21 protein-coding genes and 1 tRNA gene are annotated in these 23,916 nt (G+C 48.9%); 11 read left to right on the top strand and 11 right to left on the bottom strand.

Annotated elements, in window-relative coordinates:
* Nucleotides 1–52 precede the first annotated feature (52 nt).
* The 7 genes from H4O27_RS03095 to H4O27_RS03065 all read right to left on the bottom strand — a co-directional run bounded on the left by H4O27_RS03095 (nucleotide 53) and on the right by H4O27_RS03065 (nucleotide 8,378).
* Entirely contained in the window at nucleotides 53–2,314 is a 2,262-nt protein-coding gene (locus H4O27_RS03095) for a NosR/NirI family protein (protein WP_193004381.1), read from the bottom strand.
* 560 nt (nucleotides 2,315–2,874) lie between these two features.
* Nucleotides 2,875–3,888 (bottom strand): ketol-acid reductoisomerase, encoded by a 1,014-nt coding sequence (gene ilvC / locus H4O27_RS03090; RefSeq protein ID WP_165009492.1) that lies wholly within the window; start codon nucleotides 3,886–3,888, stop codon nucleotides 2,875–2,877.
* A gap of 47 nt (nucleotides 3,889–3,935) precedes the next feature.
* The gene (locus tag H4O27_RS03085) at nucleotides 3,936–4,229 is read right to left on the bottom strand and encodes a putative quinol monooxygenase (protein ID WP_165009494.1); all 294 of its coding nucleotides are present in this window, start codon (nucleotides 4,227–4,229) and stop codon (nucleotides 3,936–3,938) included.
* Nucleotides 4,230–4,301: 72 nt separating this feature from the next.
* A complete protein-coding gene (ilvN, locus tag H4O27_RS03080) occupies nucleotides 4,302–4,793 on the bottom strand; it encodes an acetolactate synthase small subunit (RefSeq protein ID WP_165009496.1) in 492 nt (163 codons plus the stop codon).
* Nucleotides 4,790–6,574: a biosynthetic-type acetolactate synthase large subunit gene (ilvB, locus tag H4O27_RS03075; RefSeq protein WP_165009499.1), complete on the bottom strand. Its 1,785-nt coding sequence runs from the start codon at nucleotides 6,572–6,574 to the stop codon at nucleotides 4,790–4,792. The genes ilvN and ilvB overlap by 4 nt, the downstream gene beginning before the upstream one ends.
* Nucleotides 6,575–6,974: 400 nt before the next feature.
* On the bottom strand, nucleotides 6,975–8,153 hold the full coding sequence (locus tag H4O27_RS03070; RefSeq protein ID WP_206222745.1) for a beta-N-acetylhexosaminidase: 1,179 nt from the start codon (nucleotides 8,151–8,153) through the stop codon (nucleotides 6,975–6,977).
* Nucleotides 8,154–8,293: 140 nt separating this feature from the next.
* Nucleotides 8,294–8,378: transfer RNA gene (locus H4O27_RS03065), tRNA-Leu, on the bottom strand.
* A gap of 273 nt (nucleotides 8,379–8,651) precedes the next feature.
* Here H4O27_RS03065 and H4O27_RS03060 point away from each other — a divergent pair.
* The 3 genes from H4O27_RS03060 (at nucleotide 8,652) to hisD (ending at nucleotide 11,454) form a co-directional block, all read left to right on the top strand.
* Complete coding sequence (locus tag H4O27_RS03060) at nucleotides 8,652–9,326, top strand: SCO family protein (RefSeq protein ID WP_165009501.1); 675 nt, start codon at nucleotides 8,652–8,654, stop codon at nucleotides 9,324–9,326.
* A gap of 88 nt (nucleotides 9,327–9,414) precedes the next feature.
* The gene (hisG, locus tag H4O27_RS03055) at nucleotides 9,415–10,071 is read left to right on the top strand and encodes an ATP phosphoribosyltransferase (RefSeq protein ID WP_165009503.1); all 657 of its coding nucleotides are present in this window, start codon (nucleotides 9,415–9,417) and stop codon (nucleotides 10,069–10,071) included.
* Nucleotides 10,072–10,161: 90 nt separating this feature from the next.
* Nucleotides 10,162–11,454, top strand: coding sequence for a histidinol dehydrogenase (gene hisD / locus H4O27_RS03050; protein ID WP_165009505.1), 1,293 nt, complete (start codon nucleotides 10,162–10,164; stop codon nucleotides 11,452–11,454).
* 181 nt (nucleotides 11,455–11,635) lie between these two features.
* On the opposite strand, the gene H4O27_RS03045 is transcribed toward hisD, so the two are convergent.
* A complete protein-coding gene (locus H4O27_RS03045; RefSeq protein WP_165009507.1) occupies nucleotides 11,636–12,463 on the bottom strand; it encodes an aldo/keto reductase in 828 nt (275 codons plus the stop codon).
* A gap of 497 nt (nucleotides 12,464–12,960) precedes the next feature.
* On the opposite strand from H4O27_RS03045, the gene H4O27_RS03040 reads away from it, so the two are divergent.
* The 6 genes from H4O27_RS03040 to nqrF are packed head-to-tail and all read left to right on the top strand — an operon-like array spanning nucleotide 12,961 to nucleotide 18,755.
* Nucleotides 12,961–14,304, top strand: coding sequence for a Na(+)-translocating NADH-quinone reductase subunit A (locus H4O27_RS03040; protein WP_165009509.1), 1,344 nt, complete (start codon nucleotides 12,961–12,963; stop codon nucleotides 14,302–14,304).
* A 2-nt stretch (nucleotides 14,305–14,306) separates the two neighbouring features.
* Nucleotides 14,307–15,539 (top strand): NADH:ubiquinone reductase (Na(+)-transporting) subunit B, encoded by a 1,233-nt coding sequence (locus tag H4O27_RS03035; RefSeq protein ID WP_165009511.1) that lies wholly within the window; start codon nucleotides 14,307–14,309, stop codon nucleotides 15,537–15,539.
* Nucleotides 15,532–16,302, top strand: coding sequence for a Na(+)-translocating NADH-quinone reductase subunit C (locus tag H4O27_RS03030; RefSeq protein WP_165009513.1), 771 nt, complete (start codon nucleotides 15,532–15,534; stop codon nucleotides 16,300–16,302). Before H4O27_RS03035 ends, H4O27_RS03030 begins: the two co-directional genes overlap by 8 nt.
* On the top strand, nucleotides 16,302–16,928 hold the full coding sequence (locus tag H4O27_RS03025; RefSeq protein WP_165009515.1) for an NADH:ubiquinone reductase (Na(+)-transporting) subunit D: 627 nt from the start codon (nucleotides 16,302–16,304) through the stop codon (nucleotides 16,926–16,928). The genes H4O27_RS03030 and H4O27_RS03025 overlap by 1 nt, the downstream gene beginning before the upstream one ends.
* 3 nt (nucleotides 16,929–16,931) lie before the next feature.
* The gene (nqrE, locus tag H4O27_RS03020) at nucleotides 16,932–17,525 is read left to right on the top strand and encodes an NADH:ubiquinone reductase (Na(+)-transporting) subunit E (protein WP_165009517.1); all 594 of its coding nucleotides are present in this window, start codon (nucleotides 16,932–16,934) and stop codon (nucleotides 17,523–17,525) included.
* Nucleotides 17,526–17,537: 12 nt separating this feature from the next.
* Nucleotides 17,538–18,755 (top strand): NADH:ubiquinone reductase (Na(+)-transporting) subunit F, encoded by a 1,218-nt coding sequence (nqrF, locus tag H4O27_RS03015; RefSeq protein ID WP_165009519.1) that lies wholly within the window; start codon nucleotides 17,538–17,540, stop codon nucleotides 18,753–18,755.
* 398 nt (nucleotides 18,756–19,153) lie between these two features.
* Here nqrF and H4O27_RS03010 read toward each other — a convergent pair whose 3' ends face one another.
* Nucleotides 19,154–19,618 (bottom strand): DMT family transporter, encoded by a 465-nt coding sequence (locus tag H4O27_RS03010; protein WP_165009521.1) that lies wholly within the window; start codon nucleotides 19,616–19,618, stop codon nucleotides 19,154–19,156.
* 128 nt (nucleotides 19,619–19,746) lie between these two features.
* On the opposite strand from H4O27_RS03010, the gene H4O27_RS03005 reads away from it, so the two are divergent.
* Both H4O27_RS03005 and nqrM read left to right on the top strand, forming a co-directional pair.
* On the top strand, nucleotides 19,747–20,787 hold the full coding sequence (locus tag H4O27_RS03005; RefSeq protein WP_165009523.1) for an FAD:protein FMN transferase: 1,041 nt from the start codon (nucleotides 19,747–19,749) through the stop codon (nucleotides 20,785–20,787).
* Between the two features lie 21 nt (nucleotides 20,788–20,808).
* Nucleotides 20,809–21,033: a (Na+)-NQR maturation NqrM gene (gene nqrM, locus H4O27_RS03000; protein ID WP_165009525.1), complete on the top strand. Its 225-nt coding sequence runs from the start codon at nucleotides 20,809–20,811 to the stop codon at nucleotides 21,031–21,033.
* Nucleotides 21,034–21,131: 98 nt separating this feature from the next.
* Here nqrM and pheA read toward each other — a convergent pair whose 3' ends face one another.
* Nucleotides 21,132–22,214 carry a prephenate dehydratase gene (gene pheA / locus H4O27_RS02995; RefSeq protein WP_371865582.1) on the bottom strand — a complete coding sequence of 361 codons (1,083 nt, stop codon included), beginning with the start codon at nucleotides 22,212–22,214 and terminating at the stop codon, nucleotides 21,132–21,134.
* A gap of 158 nt (nucleotides 22,215–22,372) precedes the next feature.
* Nucleotides 22,373–23,608 carry a multidrug effflux MFS transporter gene (locus tag H4O27_RS02990; protein ID WP_165009529.1) on the bottom strand — a complete coding sequence of 412 codons (1,236 nt, stop codon included), beginning with the start codon at nucleotides 23,606–23,608 and terminating at the stop codon, nucleotides 22,373–22,375.
* Between the last annotated feature and the right edge of the window lie 308 nt (nucleotides 23,609–23,916).

Raw genomic sequence — 23,916 nt, 5'->3', positions numbered from 1 at the left:
TTCGGTATTTGTCTTTTCAGACGGCCTACCGTGGATAAGGGAAACTGACTCGTTACTTTTCGACAGTGATTTTTGCAGCCGGTTTTACAAAGTGCACCACATATTCATTGGCTTTGGCGGTTTGCTCGGCTTCGTGTTCCGATTTAGCCGCGGCTTGGCGCTGTTTTTTCTTGTTGGCCGCAACCACTTGCGGACAACGTGTTTCATGGTGATACATCACTTGGCAGTGCAGACATTGGATACACTCGTTCGGATGAATATCACCTTCGGGTGCAATCGCTTGAACCGGACATTCGTGTGTACAAATCTGACACGGATTACCACACATTTTGTAGCGGCGCAACCAGTCGAAAATGCGGAAGCGTGCGGGAATCGCAATCGCCGCGCCCAACGGGCATAAGTAGCGGCAGAAGAAGCGTTCGATAAACAAACCGGCTGCCAACAATGCCACGGCGAACAGCACAAACCACCATTCGCGCATGAATTTCAAAATAATCGCGGTCTTAAACGGCTCGATTTCGGCAAAATGCTCGGCCATACCCAAGTCGTAGAGCGAGATTGCCAGCAACCCGAAGAAAATCACATACTTAATCGCACTCAAGCGTGTGTGAAGCAAATGCGGTACGGTGATTTGCTTTACACCCAATTTTTTTGCTAAACGGTTGCTCAATTCCTGCAAAGAACCAAACGGACACAACCAGCCGCAGAAGGTACCGCGGTTCCACAGCAGCATAGTCGCCGCCGTAAACAGCCACAAAATGAACACCAGCGGATCCATCAGGAAAAATTCCCAGTGGAAATCGGTCAAAATGGCAGAAAACAGCGTCAAGGTATTCACCACCGACAATTGCGCCTGTGCATACCAGCCGATATAAACCAAGGTAAAGGTCAAAAAGGCAATGCGGAAACGGTCATACCATTTTTCGTAACGCACAATCCAGTCTTGGAACAAGAACACCAGCAGCAAAATGGCTAAGGCAATACCAACCACAATAATCTGCGCTTTTTTCGCCTGCCAAATCTGTTTCCACAGTTGGTTGGATACGCCGTCATCGGTTGCGGCATCCAAAATGCCGGCGGTTTGATTGGCCAGTTTTCTATCTTCGGCGGCAGGTATTTCAATCGGCGCGGTGATGGTCACCGGATCGGCGTCAGAGTCGTCAACGTAATAGCCTTGCGGCAACTCATAAGCTAAATCGGCAGTGACAAACGCTTTGTCGTTCACGCTTAATACGCGCTGAATCATCAATTGCAGACGCCATGGCTCGGCAGCATCAAATTCAACATCTTCCGGAATGGCGAACCAAGACACTTCTTTAAATGCCGGCGCACCTTCTGCCGCCAAAGCCACTATACGTTCATGTTGCGCATCGGTGAAGCGGAAACTGTTATCGCCTTGAATCATCTCGATTCGGTCGAAAATACCGCCGCGCACATAACCCGAGCCTTTCCAAGAATAACGGCCCTCACCGGCAACCATAATGGCTTGCTGACCGGGTTTCAGACGGCGTTGCAAGTTGTTCCAACCGGCTTCTCCCAATAAGCTTTTCCCGATGGAAGGTTGGCTCACCACCGCAACATACATATCGACAAAAGTATCATCACCCGGCCCTTCTTCAGCGTGTTCAACAACACCTTCTTTGCCGCTTTGTTCAAATAATTTATTGGCTTCATCCACCGTCATGTGCAGCTTGGTGACGGCTTTTTGTTCCAGCAGCGCATTCCACGATTGGATGTCTTGTTTATCCATGCCAACCGCACGGCGCGGACGGGTTTGCACTGCTGTTTGTGCCACAGAAGCACCATCGACAGCCACAGCCGCCGTTGCGCCTGCTGTGCCCACTTGGTATTGCTGGGTAATGGCTTTAATCGAGCGCTGCATACTGTCGTTGATCACCATCAACGTCACGGTAGCACCGCTAATGATGTCGGAAGGCGCCACACCCGGTTTCGGTGGCGTGGTAATGAAATTCAAACCAATATAGTTGTTAATAAATTTATCGACACGCGATTGAGGGATACCGATGAGCATAATCGGTTCGTTGTGTGCCACCAATTTGGCACCGGTAATTGTGCCGTCATTGGCTAAGGCCACCATGGTATCGATGGGTTTGCTCGAATAACCACGGGTATTTACGACATCGGTGGTGATGAAGACCAAGCCCAGCTGCTCGTCACCTTTGTATACGCGCGCCACCATCGGCTTACCTTCAGGCTCACCGTAGCGGTCGGCAGTCGGAAAAATTTCAGACGGCTGCACTTTGCTCAAAAATTCCGGCAGGCGCTCTGCATGAACCGGCAAGCTGATGACCATCAAAACCAATGCCAGCGCTACAGCAACCACCCACTTGAGCAGACTGCTATCCTCTGCCCTATCCCTATCAAAACCGGACATAATCTATCCCCGATGACTCGATTACTCAAAACAATAATATTATATGAATCATCTAATATTGATAATTTGATGTATATCAAGTTTACAAATCTTAAAGTGTATTTATATTAGTGCAATAATTCTTTATGGTTAAAGCAGATACAAATAATGCTATGAATTAGAAATAACTGATTGATTTATCATATCTCGATATAAGATTCATTTTATTTCAATCAAGTTTCATTTAGTTTGATGGAATGATCAATAGGCCGTCTGAAAATATAGTGGATTCACTTTTAAATAGGGCAAGGCGGTGAGCCGAAGACAGTATAGATAATACGGCCAGGCTGACCAACGCCGTACTTTTAAAGTGGATTCACTATACTACCAATGGTTTTCTCAGGCAGCCTTGATATAAGTTAAATGTATTTGAATGGTTAGACATAAAAAATGCCGTCTGAAATATTTCATACGGCATTTTTTGTGATTGTGGGTAACAATTAGTTTTTATCCAAATCAACCAATTTGTTTTTCGCAATCCAAGGCATCATCGAACGCAATTGCGCGCCGACTTTTTCGATTTGGTGGTCAGCATTCAAGCGACGACGGGCAGTCATCGAAGCATAGTTGGCTGCGCCTTCTTGGATGAACATTTTCGCATATTCGCCGGATTGGATGCGGTACAGCGCTTTTTTCATGGCTTCTTTGGTTGCAGGAGTCACGATTTCAGGGCCGGTGACGTATTCGCCGTATTCGGCGTTGTTGGAAATTGAGTAGTTCATGTTGGCAATACCGCCTTCGTACATCAAATCTACAATCAGTTTTAATTCGTGCAGGCACTCGAAGTAAGCCATTTCCGGAGCGTAACCGGCTTCAACCAAGGTTTCAAAACCGCATTTCACCAGTTCAACCGCACCGCCGCACAATACGGCCTGCTCGCCGAACAGGTCGGTTTCGGTTTCTTCGCGGAAGTTGGTTTCAATTACGCCGCCTTTGGTGCCGCCGTTGGCTGCTGCGTAAGACAAGGCAATGTCGCGTGCTTTACCGGAGTTGTCTTGGTAAACGGCGATCAATGAAGGTACACCGCCGCCTTTCAAGAATTCGCTGCGTACGGTATGGCCCGGGCCTTTAGGCGCAACCATGATCACATCCACGTTTGATGGTGGTACGATTTGGTTGTAGTGTACGTTGAAACCGTGAGCAAATGCCAAAGCGGCACCATCTTTCAGGTTAGGCGCGATTTCGTTTTTGTACACAACCGGTTGGTTTTCATCCGGCAACAAAATCATCACAACATCGGCATCTTTGGTGGCCTCGGCAACGGTTTTTACGTTGTGGCCCGCTTTAACGGCTTTGTCCCAAGAAGTGCCTTGACGCAAACCGATCACCACGTTTACGCCTGAATCTTTCAGGTTGGCAGCGTGGGCATGACCTTGCGAACCGTAACCAATGATGGCAACGGTTTTGCCTTTGATCAATGACAGGTCGGCATCTTTATCGTAATAAACTTGCATTTCAATTCCTTTTATTTGAATAGGTTTGTTGAGTCAGCTTTAAAAAATCAGACGGAGAGTTTGTTGAGCAACACGATTTCAAGATGGTCGGTCTTACCTTCGATGGCTTTGACAAATGCCTGAAAATGCTCGCTGGCATTATGTTCGTCCACCGCCGCCTGAGATTGCCAACTCTCGACAAACACAAAACGGTTGGGATTTTGGATGTCCTGATGCAAATCATAGCTGTTGTTCCCCGCTTCGGCACGGCTGGCTTGAACCAACTGCGTGAATCGGGCAGACAATGTTTCGCGGTGCTCAGGTTTTACAGTAATCAACGCAACAATCTTAATCATCGACATCTCAAACTTCTCCTGTATTTGGTTTCAGACGGCCTCTGATATTTTAAAAGGCCGTCTGAAAAAAGGGCGGCATTAAATTTTCAAAATACGCTCGCCGCGGCCGATACCGGCTGCGCCCGTGCGGACAGTTTCCAAAATTTGCGCACGCCCTACGGTTTCTAAGAAAGAATCCAATTTGTCGCTGGAGCCGGTTACTTCTATGGTGTAACTGCGGTCGGTAACATCAATCACATGACCGCGGTAAATCTCGGTCAAGCGCAAAAATTCGTCACGGTCTTTACCGGCTGCACGCACTTTCACCAACATCAATTCGCGTTCGACAAAGCGGCTTTCGTTCAAATCGACCACTTTAATCACTTCAACCAGCTTATTAAGCTGCTTGGTAATCTGCTCCAGTACGCTGTCGTCACCGTGGGTAACAATGGTCATGCGTGACAAGGTTTGGTCTTCCGTAGCGGCCACCGACAATGAATCGATGTTGTAGTCGCGCGCTGAAAACAAACCCACCACACGGCTCATTGCACCGGATTCGTTTTCCATCAGAATGGACAAAATGTGTCTCATGGCACGCTCCTTGTATCGTAATCACGGTCGTTGACATCGTTCACGTCGCTGTCGGCTTTGGTTTCACGCATGTGTACCGGCAGCACCATTTCGTCGAGGCCTTTGCCGTTGCCCACCATCGGGAACACGTTTTGTTTCTTATCAGTGATGAAATCCATAAACACCAAGCGGCCTTCGCGGTTGTGTTGCAGCGCCTGACGAATCGCACCCTCCACTTCAGACGGCTTGGTCACGCGGATACCCACATGGCCATAAGCCTCAGCCAGCTTCACAAAATCCGGCAATGAATCGAAATAGGTTTCCGATTCGCGGTTGCTATAGTAAAGCTCTTGCCATTGGCGCACCATCCCGAGATAACCGTTATTCAAGGTGACAACAGTCAGCGGAATTTTATACTGGAAGCAGGTCGACAATTCTTGGATGTTCATCTGAATCGAGCCTTCGCCGGTGATACAGAAGACATCCTGCTCCGGCGCCGCCAGTTTGGCACCCATCGCATAAGGCAAACCGACACCCATGGTGCCCAAACCGCCTGAATTCAACCATTGGCGCGGACGCTCAAACGGGTAATATTGTGCGGCAAACATTTGGTGCTGACCGACATCTGATGTGATGATGGCCGAATTATTGGTGATTTCTGCCAATTTTTTCACCACGAACTGTGGCTTGATGGTTTCTTCGTCTTGATCAAACCACAAGCAATCGCGGCTTCGCCATGATTCGATATTTTTCCACCATTTATCCAAATGCTCGCGGCTCGGTACGGATTGCTGTTTGTTCACCAAACAAATCATTTCGGCCAATACATTTTTCACATCGCCCACAATCGGAATGTCGGCTTTAACGCGTTTGGCAATGCTCGACGGGTCAACATCGACATGAATGATTTTTTTCGGTTTTTCCAAGAATTTGGATGGCACGGACACAACGCGGTCGTCAAATCGCGCGCCTACTGCCAACACTACATCGGCATCCTGCATGGCCAAGTTGGCTTCGTACGTGCCGTGCATGCCCAGCATGCCGAGATATTGACGGTCGCCGGAAGGCACTGCGCCCAAACCCATCAAAGTGCCGACGCATGGTGCGCCGGTGGCGTGTACCAATCCAACCAATTCTTGGCTGGCATTGCCCAATACAATACCGCCGCCAAAATAGATAATCGGACGTTTAGCAGAAGCAAACATCTGCACCGCTTTTTTAATCTGACCGGCATGGCCTTGCACCACGGGCTGATAGGAGCGGATAAAAATGTCTTCTTGCGGGTAGCTGAATTTCGCCATCGCCTGCGTCACGTCTTTCGGCACATCAATTACCACGGGCCCCGGACGGCCGCCGGCGGCAATTTGGAACGCTTTTTTGATGGTATTGGCCAAATCGTTGATGTCGGTCACCAAGAAATTGTGTTTCACGCACGGTCGGGTAATGCCGACGGTGTCGACTTCTTGGAACGCATCGCTGCCGATGGCCGGCGTACCGACCTGACCTGTGATGACAACCATCGGAATCGAATCCGAATAAGCCGTGGCAATACCGGTCACCGCATTGGTCGCGCCGGGGCCGGAAGTCACCAAAGCCACACCGACTTTACCGCTGGTGCGTGCATAAGCATCGGCCGCATGAACGGCTGCCTGCTCGTGTCGGGTCAGGATGTGCTTGAATTTATTGAGCTGGTAGATGGCGTCGTAGATTTCGAGAACTGCGCCGCCCGGATAACCGAAAACGTATTCAACGCCTTCGGCCTTGAGACTTTGCACAATGATTTGTGCGCCTGATAATTGCATAACAACCTCTTTTATAGGGCGTTAAACCAACAGCAACGGCAGCTTCGTCACAGCACCTGTAATGCAAGCCTATCAAGTAGCGATTTAGGGTACGCACATTGCTAGGACACGACGACAGCCAATCCGTTCGGACAATTGGATTAAGGCTCAGAGTTTATGAAAATAAGGAAGTCCAACGATAACCTAATCTGTGTTTTCAGGCAAGACAAAAACTTTCATCTTTTAACATTATTTTTATTAAATTTAATTACTGTTTGATTTTTATAAAATAAATATCTGCCAACTTGCTATGCCTTTTTGATTGGTATGCCACAATTGTCTACAGTTTGAATAAGCACTCGAAGTTAATAAACAGGCCGTCTGAAATTTTTAAATCTTTCAGACGGCCTGTTTGATTCACTTAGTCGTGATTACGACGATTCGCCTTAGCCAACACAGCTTCCAATAATTTGTGCGTATAGGCAAACATGGTTTGGTCACTTAACGAATCGGAATGCTCACCCCACACCGCCAAAGCCGCCCCGCCTACCGCTGCTTGTTGCGATTGCGGTAAAGCGTTTTTGCTGTTGGCATCATCCCACACGCCTAAATGCCAATTCTGCTCGACATCACGAATCGCGTAATTGGTATCATGCGAAGACCCGACATCTGAGCCGGGGATAAAATAAAGATAATAGGAATTGTAGTTCCACACTTTGAAACCGGCTTCAATCAATTCCGGCATACTGGCACGCAGATGACGGCGTTTCTTACGCTCGGCTTTATCTTGCGCATTGCCGTCGTAACTCCAATAGGCCACTTCAATTTGCCTATTTAAATCAGCCAAGCTTTGCTTGATTAAGCCATCATTCCACATTTGGGTCTTCCAGCCTTTGCGGGCGAGAAAATCAGCCAATCGGTTTACATAAGCGACAAATTCAGGATGACTTTCCACACTGTAGCCAAACTCATCTGCACCGATATGAAAGCGTTTGCTGTGCGGGAATTTAGCCATCACTTCCGTCATCAGTGATTCCACCAAAGCAATACTTTGCGAATTGGTAATGTCGATTTCATCATCCACCACATTTGATTTTATCGACTGCACATAATCTTTGCCGCGATAATGCGTGAGCAGCGTAAAAATGCCGCCCATATGGTTTGGGCTGCCCAATTCCGGTATCAATTCAATCTTTTTCTCATGCGCATAAGCCACAATTTCACCCAACTGGGCATCGCTTAAAAAAGGTTTGCCGGTTTGCGGATTACGGTAAAGGCCGTCCGAAACATCTGCATCTGCTGCTTTTTGATTCAATAGCTTACTTTCCAAACCGTAGTTTTCATGGTCAGAAAAATGCAGATGCAGAAAACCGCCGCCATTTTCGGCCAGTGTGTCGATATATTGTTTGATTACTGCCACCGAATAATAACGGCGCGCATTATCCAGCATCAAGCCATTATGCTTGCCTTGTGCCGATAAATTATCCGCATGCGCCGAAGGGCTGCCGCAGGCAGCATTGGCCAATAAGAAACAAGCCATGATTAAATATAAAAAGAATTTTTGCAACGATGGCCACAAAGCAGAAAATTGTTTGTTCATGATGAAATCCGTGGAAATAAAATTCAACAGATTTCCCGCTGGCAAACGAATGCCACTCCCAAGCATGATATGAAATGAAATATTATGTTTTTATAACGCAAAACAAAAACGGCCGCTTTTAAGCGGCCGTTTTCAGAATTTGGTGCCCAGGGTCGGACTCGAACCGACACACCTTGCGGCGGGGGATTTTGAGTCCCCTGCGTCTACCAATTTCGCCACCTGGGCGGTGAAGAAGTGGCTATTATAGCCGGCACAAAAAACCTGTAAAGTACTTTGAATGATTTTTTAACAATTAAATGACAACTTATTGATTAAAAATGAAATTATATTTATCACCCTTAAAACCCATTTGGTACTGATGCGCAGCCCGAATATGCTTTTATATCAAACTTTGATGAATTTTCTATAAAATTCACCAGAAATGTTACATTTCAACGGACAAAAGCGTTAAGATACGGGATATTGTCTCGCAAAATTAACTCAATCGGAGAATACCCCATGCTCATCACAGCCAAAAAGTTTGTGTTCAGCGTTTTTGCCTTAGCTGCTCTGGCTGCCTGCCAACCTAAAGAAGAAGCCGCTCCCAAAACACCCGAAGCCCCTGCTTCCACTGTCCCAAGCACTGGATCCGCACCCGCCCAAAAAGCAGCCGCACCCGGCCAAATCAACGGCACCGATATGCGCAAAGAAGATATCGGCGGTGATTTTGAAATGACCGATGGTGAAGGCAAGCCGTTTAAACTCAGCGACTTAAAAGGCAATGTGGTGGTGCTGTCGTTCGGCTATACCCACTGCCCTGACGTTTGCCCGACTGAATTGCTGACTTACAGCGACGCTTTAAAACAATTGGGGGATGATGCCAAAAACGTAAAAGTCGTGTTCGCCAGCGTTGACCCTGAACGAGATACACCGGAGCTAATCGGCAAATACGCCAAACAATTCCACCCTGATTTCATCGGCATTACCGCCACCGAAGGCCAAACCCTGCCGGTAATTAAGCAGCAATACCGCGTGGTGTCCGCCAAAGTCAACCAAAAAGAAGACAGCACCAACTATCTCGTTGACCATACGTCAGGCGCGTATTTAATTGATAAAGAAGGCGAAGTCGCCATCTTCTCACCTTACGGCACCGAGCCTGATGCCGTTGCCGCCGACATCCGCACTTTATTATAATATTATAATTATAAAACCGATGCCGTCTGAAAAGCTTTTTCAGACGGCCTCTCACTATCCGCACACGTAAAATAGAGCAGAACCCACCATGACTGACAACGCATTAACCATTGCCCTTTCCAAAGGCCGGATTTTCGAAGAAACCCTTCCCTTGCTGGCCGCTGCCGGTATCGTTCCGACCGAAAACCCTGAAGAATCACGCAAACTCATTATCGACACCAATCACGATAACATCCGCTTGGTAATTGTGCGCGCAAGCGACGTGCCAACTTATGTGCAATACGGAGCGGCCGATTTCGGCATTGCCGGTAAAGACGTCTTAATCGAACACGGCGGCGACGGCCTGTATCAACCGCTCGATTTGCAGATTGCCAAATGCCGGATGATGGTTGCCGTGCGCAAAAGCTTTGATTACGAAAGCGCTTCCCAACCCGGCAGCCGCTTGCGTATTGCCACCAAATACCCGAATATCGCCGCCGAACACTTCGCCGCCAAAGGCGTACACGTCGACATCATCAAACTTTACGGTTCAATGGAACTAGCGCCACTGGTCGGCTTGAGTGATGCGATTGTCGATTTGGTTTCCACCGGCGGCACACTCAAAGCCAATAACCTTGAAGCCGTGGAACACATTGTCGATATTTCCAGCCGCTTAGTCGTCAATAAAGCCGCGCTGAAAACCAAACACATCCTGCTCGAACCGATTATCCAAGCATTTGCCGGTGTGATAAACAGCGAAAAATAATATTTTTCAGACGGCCTTTTTCCGATAAGCAGGCCGTCTGAAAGCGCTTTCTTTTGTTCTTATCTTAATCAATTAGAATCAAGGCAAACCATGAAATTCCTCAACACGCGATCCAACAGTTTCCAAGCCGAGCTTAAAGCCCTGCTGGCTTTTGAAACCGCCCAAGACCCCAAAGTCGATCAAACCGTTGCCGACATCTGCGCCGACGTACAAAAACTCGGCGATGCGGCCTTAATCGAATACACCAATAAATTTGACGGCACGTCCGCGCAAACCATCGCCGATTTGACCTTAACCCAAGACGATTTGAAAAACGCATTTGAACGCATTCCGGCAGAAGTTCAGACGGCCTTACAAACCGCTGCCAAACGCGTGGAAAGCTACCACCTACGCCAAAAAATGGAATCGTGGCACTATACCGATGAAGACGGCACTTTGCTCGGCCAACAAATCACCCCGCTCGACCGCGTGGGCATTTATGTACCGGGCGGCAAAGCGGCCTACCCAAGCAGCGTGATTATGAACGCCATGCCTGCGCACGTGGCCGGCGTAAAAGAAATCATCATGGTCGTGCCGACACCGAAAGGCGAACGCAACGACATCGTTCTGGCCGCCGCTTACGTGGCCGGCGTGACCAAAGTATTTACTGTAGGCGGCGCGCAGGCCGTAGCAGCATTGGCTTATGGCACAGAAACCGTGCCGCAAGTCGATAAAATTACCGGCCCCGGCAATGCCTTTGTCGCCGCAGCCAAACGTCGTGTATTCGGCGTGGTCGGGATCGATATGGTGGCAGGGCCGTCTGAAATTCTGGTGATTGCCGACGGCACCACGCCTGCCGATTGGGTAGCGACGGACTTATTCAGCCAAGCGGAACACGACGAAATCGCACAAGCCATTTTGATCGGCACGTCGCAAGAGTATTTGGACGAAATAAAAGCGGCGATGGACAAGCTGATTGAAGAGATGCCTCGCCGCGACATCATCGAAGCCAGCTTGGCCAACCGTGGCGCCATGATTTTGGCTAAAGATTTGGACGAGGCCTGCGAGATTGCCAACTACATCGCGCCGGAACACTTGGAATTGTCGGTTGAAAATGCCGAAGCATGGGCGCGGAAAATCCGCCATGCCGGTGCGATTTTCATGGGCAAATACACCAGCGAGAGCCTCGGCGACTACTGCGCCGGCCCGAACCACGTTCTACCGACCAGCCGCACCGCCCGTTTCTCGTCGCCATTGGGCACATACGATTTCCAAAAACGCTCAAGCCTGATTCAGGTTTCCGAAGCCGGCGCGCAAAAACTGGGGCAAATCGCCAGTGTGCTGGCACACGGCGAAAGCCTGACCGCTCACGCCCGTGCTGCGGAATTCCGTTTGAAAGATTGATGTTTAATCAAAACACCGAAGCCTTTGCAAAAATCGTAAATTTTCAGAAATCTTTGAAGCCGTTATTCCTGCCTGCGCGGGAATAACGGGCATAGTTTTATTGGTTCGAACTGAGTCTTACAAAGGTCTCGGGCCGTCTGAAAATTCATTTTCCAAACGGCTTTTTATTAAACTTTTTTGATTATTGAATATCCAGCGGCACGCGCCATTGCGGTGCAGGATAAGCTTCATCCAAAGCCGCGTATTGCTCAGGCGACAAATGGATATCCAAGCAATCAACCAATTCCTTCATATGCGCCGTTTTGCCGGTGCGCGGAATCGACACCATATTTTCCTGTGCCAAGGTAAAACACAGTAACACTTGATACGCGCTGATGTTGAGCTCGTCCGCCACTTTGCCCACCACCGGGTTATGCAGTAAACCGACCTGCAAATCACCGGCCTGCGCCAGAGGGCAATAGGCAATGGTGGAAATCGCGTTGGCATCCTGCCATGGTTTCAGGACAAACTCGATACCGCGCGAACCCAAGTAATACAACACTTCATTGGCTTCACAATTGGTGCCGCCGGCATCGTATAATTCCTGCATGTCTTCCAAATCAAAGTTCGACACGCCCCATACTTTGATTTTGCCTTTTTGTACCATATTTTCCATCAGCCCGGCCGTTTCAGCCAAAGGCGTAGCGCCGCGCCAATGGTAAAGATACATATCCAAATAATCGGTTTGCAATTGGCGCAGCGATGCATCCAAGCTGCGCTCCAAATTGCGGCGGTTGGCATTGCCCGGCAACACTTTGGAAATCAGGTAAATACTGTCGCGGGTAAAGGGCTGAATCGCTTCTCCGACCAGATTTTCCGAGCACCCGTTGCCATACATTTCGGCGGTATCGATAATCGGCACACCATGCTCCAAACCGTAGCGCAATGCGGCAATTTCTTCTTGGCGCGTGGCAGCTCGATCGCCAAGATACCATGTTCCCATGCCTAATTTACTGTGATTGGGCAGCATATTTTTACCATGATGATTCTCCGATTGGGTTGAATACGGGTTTATTTTAGTCTTACTTTTATTGGCCTGCTTCAATAATCCGCCTACTCTTTTCAGACGGCCTCAAACATTTCCCATCCATACCGTTTCTTAAGATATTATTTTTATATCATAAATTATTAGTTATTATGGCTTACTAAATTAGCCTTATAAGTGAAAAAATCTGGCGGAATGTGACAAAAATCTGTCCATTCCTGTTAAAATCCCAAAGATTTTATTTACTCATCCAAATATTTTTAAATTGCTCCTTCCTTGAAACCAAGTTTCAGACGGCCTCAATCAGCAATCATCCGCTATTTAATAATAAAAACAAGGATTAACTATTAAACTGATGACCGAATGAATTTATTTGATTTTGAAGAAAAATGTGTCGTCATCCAAAATACCGACGTCGGTGGCCAAACTCAACGCCATCGGCTTGCCAGTTTTTTAACCTAGATAAGAAGTAACGCATCTCCATGATTAAGATAAAAAAAGGCTTAGACCTGCCTATTGCAGGCCGACCGGAACAAACCATCTATGATGGTCCGGCCATTACCGAAGTCGCGTTGCTTGGCGAAGAATATGTCGGCATGCGCCCCTCGATGAAAGTCAAGGAAGGCGATGTCGTCAAAAAAGGCCAAGTATTGTTTGAAGACAAGAAAAACCCGGGCGTGGTGTTTACCGCACCGGCTTCAGGCACGATCACGGCAATCAACCGTGGTGAAAAACGCGTATTGCAATCCGTGGTGATTTCCGTTGCAGGCAACGATGAAATCACCTTCGAGCAATACTCTGCCGAAGCCTTGTCAGGTTTGGACAACGAACAAGTGCGTGCCAATCTGATTCAATCAGGTTTGTGGACTGCCTTGCGCACCCGCCCGTTCAGCAAAACGCCTGCGGTCGACGCTAATCCCGCGGCGATTTTTGTTAACGCCATGGATACCAATCCGCTGGCTGCCGACCCGACTGTGATCATCACCGAAAAAGCGGCTGATTTCACCAACGGTTTGCGCGTATTGGGCCGATTGACCGATCGCACGGTGCATGTATGTAAAGCAGCCGGTGCCAATGTACCGTCTGAAAGCGCAGCCAATATTGCTGTGCACGAATTCGACGGCCCACATCCGGCCGGCTTGAGCGGCACGCATATCCACTTTATCGAACCGGTCGGCGCGAACAAAACCGTTTGGACCATCAACTACCAAGATGTGATTGCCATCGGCCAACTGTTTACCACAGGCCGTCTGAACACCGAACGCGTGGTCGCTTTGGGTGGTTCGCAAGTCAGCAAACCGCGTCTGTTGCGTACCGTTTTAGGTGCTAATCTTTCCCAACTCACTGCCGGTGAATTGGTGAATGCGGATAACCGCATTATTTCCGGATCGGTCTTAAACGGCGGCATCGCCACTGGCCCACACGACTATCTCGGTCGCTATCACAATCAGGTATCGGTTTTGGAAGAAGGTCGCCACAAAGAATTTTTTGGTTGGATTGCACCTCAAGCTGAGAAATACACCATTACCCGCACCACACTCGGTCATTTTCTCAAAAGCAAACTCTTCAAGTTCAACACCGCTGTCAACGGCGGCGACCGTGCCATGGTACCAATCGGCACATACGAACGCATCATGCCGCTCGATATCCTGCCGACCTTACTCTTGCGTGATTTGATTGTCGGCGATACCGACAGCGCGCAAGCCTTGGGTTGTCTGGAATTGGACGAAGAAGATTTGGCCTTGTGCAGCTTCGTTTGCCCGGGCAAATACGAATACGGCCCGCTGTTGCGCAAAGTGCTGGATACTATTGAGAAGGAAGGCTGATTATGGGCTTGAAACATTTTTTAGAAAAAATCGAACCGCACTTCCTGCCGGGCGGCAAGCACGAAAAGTGGTACGCGCTCTATGAAGCAGCGGCAACGATTTTTTATACGCAAGGTACGGTAACGCGCAAAGCGGCACACGTCCGCGACGCGCTCGACTCTAAGCGTATGATGATTATGGTATGGCTGGCGTTATTTCCGGCCATGTTCTACGGTATGTACAACGTTGGTGCACAAGCATTCAGCGTATTGACACCGGAATTACTGCAGCAAAGTATCACCAATGATTGGCACTATGCCTTGGCTAATGCCTTGGGCATCCATATGGCTGCCGATGCCGGCTGGTTGAGCAAAATGCTCTTCGGTACGATTTTCTTTGTGCCGATTTACGCCACCGTATTCATCGTCGGCGGTTTCTGGGAAGTTTTGTTCGCCATGATCCGCAAACACGAAATCAACGAAGGTTTCTTCGTGACTTCGATTCTGTTTGCCTTAATCGTTCCCCCTACTCTGCCGTTGTGGCAGGCAGCCTTGGGTATTACCTTTGGCGTAGTGGTGGCGAAAGAAGTGTTCGGCGGTACCGGTAAAAACTTCATGAACCCTGCTCTGGCTGGCCGCGCATTCCTGTTCTTTGCTTACCCTGCCAACATCAGTGGAGATAAAGTATGGACCGCCGTTGACGGCTATTCAGGCGCAACTGCTTTGGCGCAATGGGCTTCAGACGGCATGACCGGTTTGAAAAACGTTGCTACCGGTCAGCCGATTACTTGGATGGATGCCTTCATTGGTAATATGCCCGGCTCCGTCGGCGAAGTATCAACCATCGCCCTGATTATCGGCGGCTTGATGATTGTATTCGCCCGCATCGCTTCTTGGCGCATTATTGCCGGTGTCATGATCGGTATGATTGCCACTTCATTGCTGTTTAACGCCATCGGTTCAGATGCCAATCCTATGTTTGCCATGCCTTGGTATTGGCATTTGGTATTAGGCGGTTTTGCCATCGGTATGCTGTTTATGGCAACCGATCCGGTTTCCGCTTCGTTTACCAACACCGGTAAATGGTGGTATGGCGCATTAATCGGTGTAATGGCCGTGTTAATACGTGTGGTTAACCCTGCCTATCCGGAAGGCATGATGCTGGCAATTCTGTTTGCCAACCTGTTTGCCCCAATTTTCGACTACATCGTCGCACAAGCAAACATCAAACGCAGAAAGGCGCGCACCAATGGCTAAATTCAATAAAGACAGCTTCAGCGGCACGCTGACCGTCGTGATTGTGGTGAGCTTGGTTTGTTCTGTAGTGGTGGCTGGTTCTGCTGTCGGTCTCAAACCGAAGCAAATTGAACAAAAAGCTAAAGACAAACAAAGCTACATCTTAAGCGTAGCCGGTTTGCTCGATGAGAAAACCGACATCGCTAAAACCTACTCTCAAAGAATCGAACCGCGTGTTGTTGATTTGACAACCGGTGAATACGTTGACAATCCGCCGGAAGGCTTCGATGCCCGCAGTGCGGCTAAAGATCCGAAACAAAACGTCCGCATTGATCCCGAAGACGATTTGGCCAGCATCAAAACCCGCGCCAAACTTGCCGATGTTTATTTAGTGAAAGACGAAGGCGGCAAGGTTGAACAAATCGTTCTGCCTATGCACGGCAACGGCTTATGGTCAGTGATGTACGGTTTTGTTTCTGTGAAACCCGACGGTAACACACTCAACGGCATCACCTACTATGAGCAGGGTGAAACCCCGGGCTTGGGCGGTGAAATTGCCAATCCGTTGTGGCAGCAAAAATTTGTCGGCAAAAAACTCTACAATGAGCAAGGTAACGTTGCCATCCGTGTCGGTAAAGGTGCTGGCGCTGATCAAGAACACGGCGTAGATGGTTTGTCCGGCGCGACCCTGACCACCAAAGGCGTGCAAGGTACGTTCGATTACTGGTTTGGTGAAAACGGTTATAAACCTTACTTAGCCAAACTGAAAGCAGGAGCAGAATAATGGCTGATACCAAACGTTTGAAACATTTAATGTTCTCCCCATTTGTCGACAACAACCCGATTGCGCTGCAAGTATTGGGGATTTGTTCGGCACTGGCTGTCACCACCAAATTAGAAACCGCCATCGTCATGGGGATTTCCGTGGCATTAGTGACCGGTTTCTCCAGCCTGTTTATCTCGCTGGTGCGCAATTACATTCCCAACAGCATCCGCATTATCGTGCAAATGGCGATTATTGCCTCATTGGTGACCTTGGTTGACCAGATTTTGCAGGCATTTGCTTATGAATTGTCTAAGCAATTATCGGTATTCGTGGGTCTGATTATTACCAACTGTATCGTAATGGGCCGTGCGGAAGCATTCGCGATGAAAGAGCCGCCGCTGGAAAGCTTTGTTGACGGCTTCGGCAATGGCTTGGGCTATGGCTTGATTTTGATCATCATTGCCAGCCTGCGTGAATTGATCGGTTCGGGCAAATTGTTCGGCGTGACCATTTTCCAAACCATCCAAGACGGCGGCTGGTATCAGGCCAACGGCTTGTTCCTGCTGGCGCCGAGCGCATTCTTTATTATCGGTTTTCTGGTTTGGGCAATCCGCACTTGGAAACCTGAACAGGTGGAGAAATAATCCATGGAACATTATCTGAGCTTATTCGTTAAGTCCGTGTTCATCGAGAATATGGCCTTGGCATTTTTCTTGGGCATGTGTACCTTTTTAGCTGTGTCTAAGAAAGTCTCCACTGCTTTTGGTCTGGGTATTGCAGTCATCGTGGTATTGACGGTTTCAGTTCCGGCCAACCAATTGGTTTACTCGCTGCTGAAAGAAGGTGCACTGATTGACGGCGTGGATTTGACCTTTTTGAAGTTTATTACCTTCATCGGCGTGATCGCCGCTTTGGTGCAGATTTTGGAAATGGTATTGGACAAATTCTTCCCCGCCCTCTACAACGCCCTCGGTATTTTCCTGCCGCTGATTACCGTAAACTGCGCCATCTTCGGTGGCGTATCGTTCATGGTTCAGCGTGATTACAATTTCACCGAATCCATCGTTTACGGCTTCGGCGCAGGCACAGGCTGGATGCTGGCGATTGTGGCATTGGCCGGCATCACCGAAAAACTGAAATATGCCGATGTACCTGACGGCTTAAAAGGTCTGGGTATTACCTTTATCACCGCCGGCCTGATGGCTTTGGCGTTTATGTCGTTCTCAGGCATTCAGTTATAAGGAAGACACACAATGGAAATTATTTTAGGTATTGTGATGTTTACCGTCATCATTTTGATTTTGGCGCTGATGATTCTGTTTGCCAAATCAAAATTGGTTAACGAAGGCGACATCACCATTAAAATAAACGGCGAAAAAGAGCTGACCATGCCTGCAGGCGGCAAGCTCTTGGGCGCCTTGGCCAACGAAGGCATTTTCATTCCTTCGGCTTGCGGCGGCGGCGGCTCATGCGGCCAATGCCGTGTGGTAGTAAATAGCGGCGGCGGCGATATTCTGCCGACCGAGCTGTCCCACATCACCAAGCGCGAAGCGAAAGCAGGCTGCCGGTTGTCGTGCCAAGTCAATGTCAAAACCGACATGGATATCGAAGTGCCGGAAGAAGTATTCGGCGTGAAGAAATGGCAATGCACTGTCATCTCCAACGACAACAAAGCCACCTTCATCAAAGAATTGAAACTGGCGATTCCGGAAGGTGAAGAAGTGCCGTTCCGCGCCGGCGGTTATATCCAAATCGATGCCCCGCCGCATACTGTAGCCTACAAAGACTACGATATTCCTGAGGAATACCACGAAGACTGGGACAAACACGATTTGTGGCGCTATGTTTCCAAAGTAGATGAGCCGATTCTGCGTGCCTACTCGATGGCTTCTTATCCGGAAGAAAAAGGCATCATCATGCTTAATGTGCGCATCGCTACCCCGCCGCCACGCGAACCCGATGCGCCTCCGGGCCAAATGTCTTCTTACATCTGGTCATTGAAACCGGGCGACAAAGTGACGATTTCCGGACCGTTTGGCGAATTCTTTGCCAAAGACACCGATGCCGAAATGGTATTTATCGGCGGTGGTGCGGGCATGGCGCCTATGCGTTCGCACATTTTCGACCAATTACGCCGTCTGAAATCGAAACGCAAAATCTCATTCTGGTACGGCGCACGTTCGAAACGCGAAATGTTCTACGTGGAAGACTTCGACGAACTGGCTGCAGAAAACGACAATTTCGAATGGCACGTTGCCCTCTCCGACCCACTGCCGGAAGACAACTGGGATGGTTATACAGGCTTCATCCACAATGTCTTGTATGAAAACTACCTGAAAAACCACGAAGCCCCTGAAGATTGCGAATTCTACATGTGCGGCCCGCCGGTGATGAACCAAGCCGTAATCAAAATGCTCAAAGACTTAGGCGTGGAAGACGAAAACATCCTGCTAGACGATTTCGGCGGCTAACAAAAAAAGGAAGAAACTTCGGTTTCTTCCTTTTTTATAGTGGATTCACTTTAACAATAGGACAAGGCGGTGAGCCGAAGACAGTATAGATAATACGGCTAGGCCAACCAACACCGTACTATTTTAAAGTGGATTCACTATATTTATTTATGCTGTTTGAAACCTTTCGGACGGCCTCACGTGTAGGAAATTGTCGGGTTGTTTACTTTTTATGCAAAACAACTTTTATTTTTTGCCCGAATGATTATTTTAGGATTTTTGAGCATTATCAAGAACCATGCGGCTTTGCCGTGCCTTTCGGCATTCTTGGCAACACTCGAAAATCCCCAAATGGGTCTTCAAGCAAAAAAGCAAAAGTGTAAACAACGCTAGGATTTTCTACACCTAACCCAAATAATCTACTGCTTCCAAACCTTATCCCCAAACGAAAACAAAGCCAATCCAATCCCCATTACCACCAAACCGATTAATTTCGGCATCGTCATTTCACGCACCGCCATGCCGATGAAACCGTAATGGTCAATCACCGCCGCCGCCAACAATTGGCCGATGATAATGACAAACAGCATGTTCGCAATGCCCAATTTAGGCGCCAACAGCACACTGGTGAACACAAACATTGCCCCAAGTAAACCGCCGCTTAGTTTCCACCAAGACTGCTGGCCGATGGCGGCCAAATAGCCGAACAAATCCGTTTTGACCCATGTGATGAAAAACAATGCCACCGTACCGACTGCAAATGAAATCAATGTGGCGATTAAGGTTTCATCGCCCATTGCCCGCGCCAGTTGCGTATTAATCGCCGCCTGCATGGCCGAAGCCATTCCCGCCGCAAAAGCCAAACCCAAATAAACTGCCCACATATTAGCACTCCAAAGATTCAGACGGCCTTTTTAAGCCGATTTCCCACTGCCCCACCGTTATTCACGGCAGCCCATCGGTATTCATTTTACGGTACAATAGGCCGTCTGAAAAATTTTGTCGAATACCCATGTCCGTTTTGAAATCCCTCTCCTTCCTATTCCTCACCGCCACGCTGTTTCTGCTCGCCGCATGCAACAAGCAAACGCAAACGGTCACATTGCAAGGCGAAACGATGGGCACGACTTACACCGTCAAATACCTTTCGGACGGCCTTGATTTACCCAAACCGGAAGTCATGCAAACGCAAATCGACGATGTGCTGCAAGAAGTCAACCGCCAAATGTCGACTTATCAAGCGGATTCGGAAATCAGCCAATTTAACCAAATGCGCGAAACCAACCATCCGCTTAAAATTTCCCAAGATTTTGCCGATGTTACCGCCGAAGCCGTGCGATTAAACCAAATGACCCAGGGCGCGTTAGACGTAACCGTTGGCCCTTTGGTGAATTTATGGGGCTTCGGGCCGGATAAAAAAGTCACCTATTCACCCGGCAAAGCCGAAATCGAACAAGCCGCGCAAGCAGTCGGCATCGATAAAATTGTGTTGGCTGACGACGGCCAGTCGGCCACACTCGCCAAAACCCAAGCCGGTGTTTATTTGGATTTATCCTCCATCGCCAAAGGTTTCGGCGTGGATAAAGTAGCCCAACATCTTGAAAAATCAGGTGTTCGAAACTATTTGGTCGAAATAGGCGGCGAATTACACGGCAAAGGCCGCAATGCTTCGGGAGAAATATGGCGTGTGGGCATTGAGCAGCCGAATATGGTGCAAGGCAGCGGCACACAGATTATTGTGCCGCTGGATAACCAATCTCTGGCCACTTCGGGCGATTACCGCAATTTCCATTTGGACAAAAACGGCAACCGCCTTTCCCACATCATCAATCCACAAACGCGTGCGCCAATTCGCCACAAGCTCGCGTCCATCAGCGTGATTGCCGATAACGCCACCACCGCCGACGGCCTATCCACCGGTTTATTCGTCTTGGGCGAAGAAAAAGCCTTGGCACTTGCCGAGAAACACGGTTTGGCGGTATTCTTAATCATCTGCGATGGCGACGGCTACAAAACTGAAATGTCAAGTGCATTCAAAAAGTTAGTTAATTAATTTAACCTTGGAACCCACATCATGAAAACCCTTTTCTTAACCTTCGGCATTTTCCTGCTGGTGATTTTAGGCATGGCCGTTGGCTATATTTTTTCCAAACGTTCGATTAAAGGCAGCTGTGGCGGCATTTCCGCTTTGGGCATGGAAAAAATGTGCGATTGCGAAACACCTTGCGACACCTTGCAAAAGAAATTAGATGCCGAAAAAGCAGCCGGCGAAAGCAAAGGCATTGTGGTCGATCACTAATCGACACCAATCCCGATTAAAAAAAACAAAAGGCCGTCTGAAGCCCATTCACGCATTACGCAATCAGGTTTCAGACGGCCTTTTGTTTGCTTAAATCTTTACAGCACCACAGTCGGATAAGAGCCGATCACTTTCACAAACGACGCGCGTTCACTCAATAATTGCAGGGCTCTTTGCACGCGTTCATCATCTTTATGTCCTTCAATGTCAATGAAGAACAAATATTCCCACAATGCCGATTTGCTCGGGCGGCTCTCGAATTTAGTCATGGAAATGCCCAAATCAGTAAACGGCTGCAGCAAGCCCATCACTGCACCGGCGCGGTTTGGCGTGGAAATCACCAATGATGTTTTGTCGCTGCCGGTGCTGTTGGTATCTTGATGGCCAAGCACCAAAAAACGCGTGGTGTTGTTCGGCTCATCTTCAATGCAGTCACCGGCAATATTCAATTGATAGATTTCCGCCGCGGTGATGCCGGCAACCGCGGCCAAAGTGCCATCATCAGACCCGGCCACAATGCGCGCTGCTTCAGCATTGCTGGATACCGGAATACGCTCGGCATTGGGCAGGTTGCGCCCCAGCCAGTCGTTACATTGCGCCAAGGCTTGCGCGTGGGCAAATACTTTGGTCACACCGTTGATTTCGTAGCTGTTTTTACGCAATAAATTGTGATGGATGCGCACCACCACTTCACCGCAGGCTTTGAGTGCGGATACGGCCAGCAAATCCAGCGTGCGGCCGATTGAGCCTTCGGTCGAATTTTCCACCGGTGCCACCAAGTAATCAGCTTGGCGCGTTTCCACCATTTTGAAACAATCATCGACAGTGGCGCAGGCTTGGGTATAAGCCGCATGGCCGAAATGCTTGATGGCGGCCTGCTGGGTAAACGTGCCTTGCGGGCCCAAATAGGCGATGGTCAGCGGGCGCTCCACCGCCAGACATTCGCTCATGATTTCCCGGAACAGGCGCGCCACAGACTCATTCGGCAACGGTCCTTGGTTCAATGCCTGAATGCGGCGCAATACAGCGGCTTCACGCTCGGGGCGGTATACCGTGCCGGTGCCCTTGAGTTCGCCAATGGCGCGGGCGTGTCCGGCGCGTTCATTTAACAGGCGCAATACGGTGGCATCGATTTCGTCAATCGCATCGCGGTGGGGTTTTAACTGCTCATCAATCAACATGATGTTTCTCTTGCGAATTCGTGAATGTAGCGATTTTAACATTAAACAGGCCGTCTGAAAGGCTTTCAGACGGCCTGATGCTGGAAATGAAAGCATTAAAGCCCAATGATTGCGTTTAAACGGTATTTCATTGCGCCCTTAACGCAAAATCAATATTTTTATTTAAACTCGCCATGTTTTTTATCATTTTCAATCCATGCTTCATGCGAACACACCCACAGCAGTACAATGCCGCACACTGTGGCCGTGAACATCATCACCGGCATAATCAAGGCCGTGCCGTTGTGCAGCCATGTAGTCAACATGCCCATCACCGCACTAATCACCGACTGGCACACACCCAACACCGCATTGGCGCTGCCGCTTTCTTTCTTGAAATAGCTCATAAAACACGCCTGCGTATTGGCACCGACCAAACCTTGTGTGCCGACGGAAATCATCACACAGCCGACCAATGCCCACATCGGCGGCAAACCGTTCACCCACACCAGCAGCACCATCAGCAAATTAGCGACAAACTGAATGATGATGCCCCATCGCAAAATATTCTGCGGATGAACACCGGTTTTCAAGCGCCATGCCGTCACACGGTTGAACAACGCCATAGTGATGATGTTCAAACCGAAAATCCACGCATAACCGTGTGACGAAACTTCATATAAGTGCATATACACAAACGAAGATTCGGTCAAAAAAGCAAACATCGATGCGAAACTGAACGCTTGGAAAAACAGATAGCCCATCGCACCTTTGTTGCGCAACACATGTTTAAACCTACCGCCGGCCACGGCAAAAATTTCGCGGCTGATTTTATCGGTGCGCGTCGGTTTCTGCAGAAAAAAAGTCACCAACACCAGCAATAACACAGTATAAGCGGTTAAAAACCAGAAAATAGCCCGCCAGCCGCCCAAGCTCTGCAACAGCGCGCCGACCATCGGCGCCATCAGCGGCACAATCATCAAAATGATGCCGATAAGCGCAAACATCTGTGCCGCTTTGCGTCCGTCGTAATGGTCGCGAACCAAAGCACCGACCACAACCACCGTCATACCGGCACCAAACGCCTGCAGCACACGCAAGGTGAGTAATTGCTCGACGTTGCTGATCATCGTCAGCCCCAGCACGCTGATAAAATACAGTGCCAGCCCGACCAGTGCCACCGGCTTGCGCCCTTTGATGTCCGACACCGAGCCGCCGACCAATTGCCCAAACGCCGTGCCGAACAAAAACATACTCAAGCTTTGCTCGATTCGGTGAATATTCGAGCCCAAATTTTCCGCCATTTCAGGAATCGCCGGCAGATAGGCATCGATGGAAAACGGCATCAGCGCAATCAACATCGCCATCAACACCGCCATCTGCTTTTCACCCAAAGGCTTTTTCGCAGCAGTCATAATATCTTCACAAACCGTTTCCGGTAATTGAAAAGTTTGAAATTATAAAAGATTTCAATTTATTCTGAAAGCACAGGCCGTCTGAATAATTTACCGCATGAAGCAGACACGGCTACCGTTTCAGACGGCCTCTTACTCCCAATAGTGGCATGACCGTCAAACCGTCTGAAACCATACGGCAAACGCTTAGACACAGCTGAATATCACGGATTAAAATAGAAACGCCCAAAAAGCGCAGAGAGGACATTTGCCCACTGTTTCGGATATTCGGGAAAATCAAAACAGCGTAGGCTGCAAGTGCCCACCTA

This window comes from Neisseria yangbaofengii (assembly GCF_014898075.1).
Lineage (GTDB): Bacteria > Pseudomonadota > Gammaproteobacteria > Burkholderiales > Neisseriaceae > Neisseria > Neisseria yangbaofengii.
The sequence above is the reverse complement of the archived record's forward strand: the minus strand, read 5'-3'. Positions and strand labels throughout refer to the sequence as shown.